Below are 7,698 nucleotides of genomic sequence, written 5' to 3'. Positions count from 1 at the left end.
AATCATGGAATATATTGAAAACAATCCGCTTAACTAGCAATTACGTCATCAATTAGAAAAATAATTCTGAAATATCCCCCCAAAAACAAAAAGCGATTATACACAATATCCACGCGGGCCGCCGGTTATGGCGGCCCCTACGATTGCCTCCGGCAATAAAAAATACACGGCGCAGCCCGTACGTAGAGGCGCCCATAACCGGGCGCCCGCTATGCGCCGCAGGGGTCACCCGAAGCCGCATTGTCAGTCTGAGTCTAAAGGCGCGCAGCGCCATCTGAGTCCGAGAACGGCGATGCGCCAGCGAGCCCGTCCCGCAAACGATGAACGAACTACGACAAACGACATACAAAAAGGGATTGTGCACGATGGCAGAAACCTTCGTGCACAATCCCTTTACCGGACTGCGGCCGGCGGACTGCGTTATTTTATTCCATGTCGTAATCCTGCAAGGCAGCGACGTGATGGTAGCCTTCGTTTTTGCCTTTATTGGCAAAGACGCGGAGTACTTCACGGGCTGTATCCAGGGAGGTCAGGCAGGGAACGGCGAGTTCTACGGCCATACGGCGGAGGTTGAAACCATCGCGTTCCGGATGCTTGCCATAGGTCAGGGTATTGAGGACCAAGTCGATCTTGCCGTTGCGGATCAGGGTGGCGATATTCTGGCCGCCTTCATGGATCTTACGGACGATGTCGACAGGCATACCGTGGTCGTTGAAGTATTTGCCCGTCCCTTCCGTAGCGATGATGTGATAGCCTAATTCCTTGAAGCCTTCAGCCAGCTGGAGGGCTTCGGCTTTATCGCGGTCAGCGACAGTGACCAAAATCGTACCGCCGGCAGGAATCTTCATCTTCGCGCCGTTGACCGCTTTGTACAGGGCTTCGGAGTAAGAATGACCGATACCCATGACTTCACCAGTCGACTTCATTTCCGGCCCGAGGGCGATTTCAGCCAGGCCGATCTTGCTGAACGAGAAGACCGGTGCCTTGGCGGCGACGTGTTTCTTAGCCGGCATGAGGCCACTGTGATAGCCCATGTCTTTCAGCGTTTCGCCCAGGGCGATGCGGGTTGCGATTTCGACAATCGGGAAGTGCGTAACCTTGCTCAGGAAAGGAACGGTACGACTTGAACGCGGATTGACTTCGATGATGTACAATTTACCGCGGGAGACGACGAACTGGATGTTGACCGAGCCTTTGACCTGCAATTCCAAGGAAATGCGCGTCGTGTAATCGACGATCTGGTCGATCATATCCTGGTCCAGGTGCTGCGGCGGATAGACGGCGATGGAGTCACCCGAATGGACACCGGCCCGTTCGACCTGTTCCATGATGCCCGGGATGTAGACGTCCGTACCATCGGCAACGGCGTCGACTTCGACTTCACGGCCGACCATGTATTCGTCGATGAGGATCGGATGGTCCGGCGAGGCGATGACGGCTTCGCGGAGGTAGCGTTCCAATTCTTTTTCGTTGTAGACAATTTCCATAGCCCGGCCGCCGAGGACGTAAGACGGGCGGACGATGAGCGGAAATTCCAGTTCCTTGGAAACCTTCATGGCTTCTTTATCGCTCGTCGCGATGCGGCCATCTGGGCGGGGAATGTTCAATTTAGCCAGGACTTCATCGAAGCGTTCGCGGTCTTCAGCGCGGTCCATGCCGTCGACAGACGTACCGAGGACGGTGACGCCCCGTTTTGCCAAAGGAGCTGCCAGGTTGATGGCCGTCTGACCGCCGAACTGGCAGATGACGCCGACTGGTTTTTCCTTGTCGACGACAGCCATGACGTCTTCAACCGTGAGCGGTTCAAAATACAGGCTGTCTGACGTATCGAAGTCGGTGCTGACCGTTTCCGGGTTGTTGTTGACGATGATGCTGTTCATGCCGGCTTTGCGCAGCGCCCAGGCCGAATGGACTGAGCAGTAGTCGAATTCGATACCCTGGCCGATGCGGATCGGTCCGGAACCGAGAACGATAACGCTCTTCTTGCCCAGCGGTTTGACTTCATCTTCGTCAGCATAGCACGAATAGTAATACGGCGTTGCCGCTTCAAATTCAGCAGCACACGTATCAACCATCTTGAAGGTCGGCGTAATGCCATGATCGAGGCGGAACTGGCGGACTTCGTCTTCCGTCTTGTTGGTAAAGCCGGCAATGATGACATCGGGCATGCTGTAGCGTTTGGCCAGGCGGACATTGTCGACAGTCAAGTTATTGCGCTTCAAATCAGATTCCAAATCGATGATGTTTTTGATCTTATGGAGGAACCACAGGTCATAGCCGGTGATATAGTGAATCTTTTCTTCACTGATACCGAGACGCAGGGCCTGGGCGACAACGAAGAGCCGTTCGTCATCCTGTTTCTGCAGGAGTTCGACAATATCGATGAGGGATTTGCTTTCGAGCTTCTTCATGGAAATGTAGTTAACGCCGATTTCCAGGGAGCGGACGGCTTTGAGCAGAGCCCCTTCAAAGCAACGGTCGAGAGCCATGACTTCACCAGTAGCCTTCATCTGCGTGCCCAGTGTCTTATCGGCAAGGGCGAATTTTTCAAAGGGCCAGCGCGGGAACTTGACGACGCAGTAGTCCAAGGTCGGTTCAAAGCAAGCCGTCGTCTTGCCCGTGACGGCATTGGTAATCTGGTCCAGGGTCAAGCCCGTAGCAACTTTAGCGGCAACCTTAGCGATGGGATAGCCCGTCGCTTTAGAAGCCAGGGCCGACGAACGGCTGACACGGGGATTGACTTCGATGACGTAATACTGATTGCTGTTCGGGTCGAGGGCATACTGGACGTTGCAGCCGCCTTCTATTTTCAAGCGGCGGATGATGGCCAGAGAAGCCGTACGCAGCATCTGGTACTGCAAATCGTTCAAGGTCTGGCTCGGAGCGACGACGATAGAGTCGCCCGTATGGATACCGACGGGATCGATGTTTTCCATGTTGCAGACGATAATGCAGTTATCGGCCTTGTCGCGCATGACTTCGTATTCGATTTCCTTCCAGCCGGCCACAGAGCGTTCGACGAGGATCTGGTTAATCGGGCTGAGTTTGATGCCGCGCGTGGCGATCATGAACAATTCGTCTTCGTCATGAGCGATACCGCCGCCTGTACCGCCGAGGGTAAAGGCCGGACGGACGATGATCGGGTAGCCGATCTTATCGGCGAATTCGATAGCCGACGGGACATCTTCAAAGATATCGCTTTCCGGTACCGGCTGGTTGATGTCCTTCATGGCTTTCTTGAAGAGTTCCCGGTCTTCCGCTTCTTCAATAGCCGACAGGTGCGTACCCAAGAGCTGGACGTTATATTTTTCCAGGACGCCGGCATTGGCCAGCTGGACAGCCATGTTCAGGCCGACCTGGCCGCCGAGGGTAGCCAGCAGGCCATCAGGCCGTTCTTTTTCGATGACTTCTGTAACGTAATCGAGGGAAATCGGTTCGACATAGACGCGGTCGGCAATGTCTTCATCCGTCATAATCGTCGCCGGGTTGCTGTTGATGAGGACGACTTCCAATCCTTCTTCTTTCAAAGCGCGGCAGGCCTGGGTGCCGGCATAGTCAAATTCAGCGGCCTGACCGATGATAATAGGGCCCGAACCGATAACGAGTACTTTCTTCAATCCTTCTACCATGTTAGTTTTCCTCCATCATCTTGACGAATTGTGTAAACAGATACAGATTATCAGTCGGTCCCGGCGAGGCTTCCGGATGGTACTGGACGCACATGATTTTCTTGGACGGGACTTCAAAACCTTCAAGGGTGTTGTCGTGGAGGTTGCGGTGCGTGACGACGACGTCAGCCGGCAAGGAGGCTTCGTCGATGACATAGCCGTGGTTCTGGGACGTAATGTAGACGCGGCCCGTGCGGATATCTTTGACCGGATGGTTGGCACCGCGGTGACCGAAAGTCAGTTTGCGGCTCTTGCCGCCCAGGGCCAGGCCGAGCATCTGGAGACCCAGGCAGATGCCGAAAATCGGTTTCTTGCCGATCAGCTTCTTGACTTCTTCGACGATGTAGGGAACGTCCTTCGGATCGCCAGGGCCATTGCTCAGGAAAATGCCGTCCGGGTTGACAGCCAAGACTTCTTCGGCCTTGGTTTCAGCCGGGAAGATGGTCAAACGGCAGTCGCTGTTGACCAATTCGCGAAGGATATTAGCTTTGGCGCCGTAATCCATGACGGCGACGTGGAAGCGGCCATCGCCCATGTGCTTGATTTCCCGCGTCGTGACGCGGCGGACGAGCTGCGTTTCCAGCGGCGTATCAAAGAGTTCCTTAATGGCGCTTTCATCCATTGTTTCCGGCACGATGACGCCCTTCATGACGCCCTGGCTGCGGATAGCCCGGGTAATGGCACGCGTATCGACGCCATAGAGGCAGGGGATGTGGTGTGTCATAATAAAGGTAGACAGTTTGCCTTCGTTCTGCCAGTTGCTCGGTTCTTCACAGAGTTCGCTGACGATGAAGCCGGCAGCATAGGGCCGGTCGGCCTGTTCGATTTCGTGGAACAAACCGTAGTTACCGATGAGCGGGTAGGTCATGGTAATGATCTGACCGGCATAGGACGGATCGGTGAACGTTTCCTGATAGCCTGTCATGCCCGTATTGAAGACAACTTCGCCGACAGCTGGTTCATCCATCAGCATATTGCCATAAAATTTCTGTCCGTTCTCTAATATGAGGACACCTTTCATTATAAAACCTCCCCGTTTTTCATCACAATTTTACCGTTGACGATGGTAGCCGCAGCCTTGCCTTTGAAAATCATTTCATCGAAAGGCGACGCTTTTCCCTTGGAATAGAATTTCGAGGCATCTACCGTCCATTCTTTATCGAGATCGAGTACGGTCAAATCGGCATCCTTGCCCGGAGCGATGACGCCGGCGTCGAGGCCGAGGATCTTGGCCTGGGCTGTCGACATGGCATTGACCAGGGTCATGAGGTCGATGTTACCCGTATGATACATATAAGTCAGCATGGCGCCGACGCTCGTTTCCAAGCCGACGAAGCCGCTGGGAGCCAGGTTAAATTCCTGGTCCTTTTCTTCCCATTCATGCGGCGCATGGTCGGTGACGACGGCATCGATGGTGCCATCTTGCAAACCGGCGACGCAGGCTGCGCGGTGTTCTTCCGAACGGATCGGCGGATTGACTTTATACCGTGTTTCAAAAGTACGCAAGACTTCGTCCGTGAAGATGAGGTGCTGCGGCGTAACTTCTGCCGTGACCTGGACACCGCGCTTCTTGGCCTGGCGGACCAGTTCGACAGCATTCTTCGTGCTGATGTGGGCGATGTGGACCGGCGTATGTGTCGCTTCGGCCAGGAAGATGTCGCGGGCGACGGCAATGTCTTCGGCAACGGCCGGACGGCCTTTGATGCCCAGTTCATTGGAAACGACACCTTCGTGCATGTTGCCGCCTTCGACGAGGCTCTGTTCTTCGCAATGGTCGATGATGACCTTGTGGAACATGCTGGCATATTCCATGGCTTTACGCATGAAATCGCAGTTTTCTACGTAGCGGCCATCATCGGAGAAAGCAGCGACGCCTTCTTTGGCCATGGCACCCATAGCAGCCAGTTCCTGGCCCTGGAGGCCCTTGGAAATAGCGCCGATGATTTCGACTTTGACTTTGGCTTCCCGTTCTATTTTATACTTCATGCCGTCGACGATGATTGCCGAATCGATAACCGGCTTGGTATTCGGCATGGTCGCTACACGGGTGATACCACCGGCAGCAGCGGCCTTCGTCCCCGTTTCAATCGTTTCCTTGCCGGACTGACCCGGCTGGCGGAGATGGACGTGCATATCGATGAAGCCCGGTGCTACGACGAGGCCCGATGCGTCGAAGATTTCCGCACCGTCCGCACTGAGATTAGCTCCGACTTCCTTAATTTTACCATTTTCAATGAGAATGTCACAAATTTCATCCTGCTGCATGGCCGGATTTACGACTCTGCCGCCTTTAACGAGTAGTGTCAACGTCATCGCCTCCCATAATTGTCAGATATAATACGGCCATACGGACGGACACGCCGTTCTTGACCTGTTCCTGAATCGAAGAAAATTCACTGTAACATGTATCCGGTTCGATTTCGATGCCCCGGTTCATGGGACCCGGATGGAGGACGAGGACATCGTCTTTCGCCCATTTCAGGCGGTCCCGGTTAATGCCGAAAAGCGAATTGTATTCACCGGCACTGGGGAAGAAGCCGATACCCTGACGTTCTTTCTGGATACGTAAGACGTTGATGACGTCAGCATCCTGGATAGCTTCCTTCAAATCGTAGTGGACTTTGACACCCATAGCTTCCAATTCCGGCTGGAGCAGCGTCCGCGGACCGACGAGGTGGACGTCGGCACCCATGGTCTTGAGACCATAGATATTGGAGCGGGCGACGCGGCCGTGGTCGATATCGCCGACGATGACAACTTTCAAGCCGTCGATGTGACCTTTGACTTCCTTAATGGTGAACATGTCGAGGAGGCCCTGCGTCGGATGTTCGTGAGCGCCGTCACCGGCGTTAATGATAATCGGGTCGACACAGCGGTCAGCAAACCACGGCGAACCTTCCTGTTTCTGACGCATGACGATGGCATCGACACCCATAGCCGTTACCGTCAGCAGGGTATCGCGGAAACTTTCACCTTTCTGGATGGAGCTTCCCCGCGGCGTAAAGTTGATGACATCAGCGCCGAGATACTTGGCAGCCATTTCAAAGGAACCGCGCGTACGCGTACTCGGTTCCCAGAACATGTTGACCACCGATTTCCCTTTGAGCAGGGATAACTTCTTATTCCCGCTGTTGACGACGGCCTTCATCTTCTTAGCGACCCGCAGTATCAATTCAATTTCTTCCTTCGGTACTCCCTGGAGCCCCAACAGGCTTTTGCCCTGTATACTAACCATCGAATCCTCCTTGTAAAAAAAGACCTCTGCCGCAGGGCAAAGGTCATATTATAAGCATGGCAAAATATGTCCCTTTTTAGCCTCTCCGGACTACATTAAAGGTACAATCTGAAAGTATTAGAATCGCACAGCCTCACGGGACTGCCACATATTCTTCTATATATTGTATCGACCAAGGCCCATAAAGTCAAGCAGTTTTTTCACGACTTCAGTCCGTCGATGCCGGCGTAATCGTCACGGCCTGCGGCGTAATGGAAACGCTGTTATAAAAGGCTTCGAAAAGCTGTGCCGGGACATACATCGTGCCATTGACATTGACCGGACCGGCGCCGTACTGGAAGATGTGGTTCAAGTTGACCTTCTTGATTGTCCCGATCCGTTCATACCAGTCTTCACCGGGTTTGACGATGATATAGGCAATGTTCATTTCTACGCGGACGCTCTGATCGTCAGGATCCCAGGTCACGGTATAACCGAGCTGTTCCGCCACTTTCCGCAAGGGAATCATGACCACATTATTTTCCTGTAAAACAGCCCCCTCTGCCGGGTCCATGACCTTGCCGGCCACCGTCAACTGGCATTGCTGCACCGCTGTCAATCCGGGAATCGCCGAATACGGCCCCATGACCGGTCCTTCATCATAAGCCCAGGCCGGCCCGCAAGCCAAAGCCGCTACGACCATCGCTAAGATAATCCTTCTCCTCATAGGGATCCCCCCTTTATATAAAATAAAATTGAGTCATAAATAAGGTATATATAATATATTCGACAAAGCCCGCCGTTTTCCTGCTAATA

At 53.8% G+C, this 7,698-nt stretch carries 5 protein-coding genes; all 5 read right to left on the bottom strand.

Translation table 11 applies throughout. The annotated features are described in order from the left end of the window. Window positions 1-425: 425 nt before the first annotated feature. The 5 genes from carB to NOS26_RS05705 all read right to left on the bottom strand — a co-directional run bounded on the left by carB (window position 426) and on the right by NOS26_RS05705 (window position 7,609). On the bottom strand, window positions 426-3,629 hold the full coding sequence (carB, locus tag NOS26_RS05725) for a carbamoyl-phosphate synthase large subunit (RefSeq protein WP_074787134.1): 3,204 nt from the start codon (window positions 3,627-3,629) through the stop codon (window positions 426-428). A 1-nt stretch (window position 3,630) separates the two neighbouring features. Next, the gene (gene carA / locus NOS26_RS05720) at window positions 3,631-4,689 is read right to left on the bottom strand and encodes a glutamine-hydrolyzing carbamoyl-phosphate synthase small subunit (RefSeq protein ID WP_255917396.1); all 1,059 of its coding nucleotides are present in this window, start codon (window positions 4,687-4,689) and stop codon (window positions 3,631-3,633) included. Continuing rightward, complete coding sequence (locus tag NOS26_RS05715; protein ID WP_255917395.1) at window positions 4,689-5,975, bottom strand: dihydroorotase; 1,287 nt, start codon at window positions 5,973-5,975, stop codon at window positions 4,689-4,691. The genes carA and NOS26_RS05715 overlap by 1 nt, the downstream gene beginning before the upstream one ends. Then, complete coding sequence (locus NOS26_RS05710) at window positions 5,959-6,903, bottom strand: aspartate carbamoyltransferase catalytic subunit (protein ID WP_014015804.1); 945 nt, start codon at window positions 6,901-6,903, stop codon at window positions 5,959-5,961. The genes NOS26_RS05715 and NOS26_RS05710 overlap by 17 nt, the downstream gene beginning before the upstream one ends. A gap of 208 nt (window positions 6,904-7,111) precedes the next feature. Further along, a complete protein-coding gene (locus NOS26_RS05705; RefSeq protein ID WP_095340324.1) occupies window positions 7,112-7,609 on the bottom strand; it encodes a copper amine oxidase N-terminal domain-containing protein in 498 nt (165 codons plus the stop codon). Between the last annotated feature and the right edge of the window lie 89 nt (window positions 7,610-7,698).

The sequence above is a fragment of the Megasphaera sp. SC8-1 genome (assembly GCF_024436295.1).
In the GTDB taxonomy this organism is placed as follows: Bacteria; Bacillota; Negativicutes; order Veillonellales; family Megasphaeraceae; genus Megasphaera; species Megasphaera elsdenii.
Note: the sequence above shows the minus strand (reverse complement) of the source record. Positions and strands in the feature narration are given on the sequence as shown.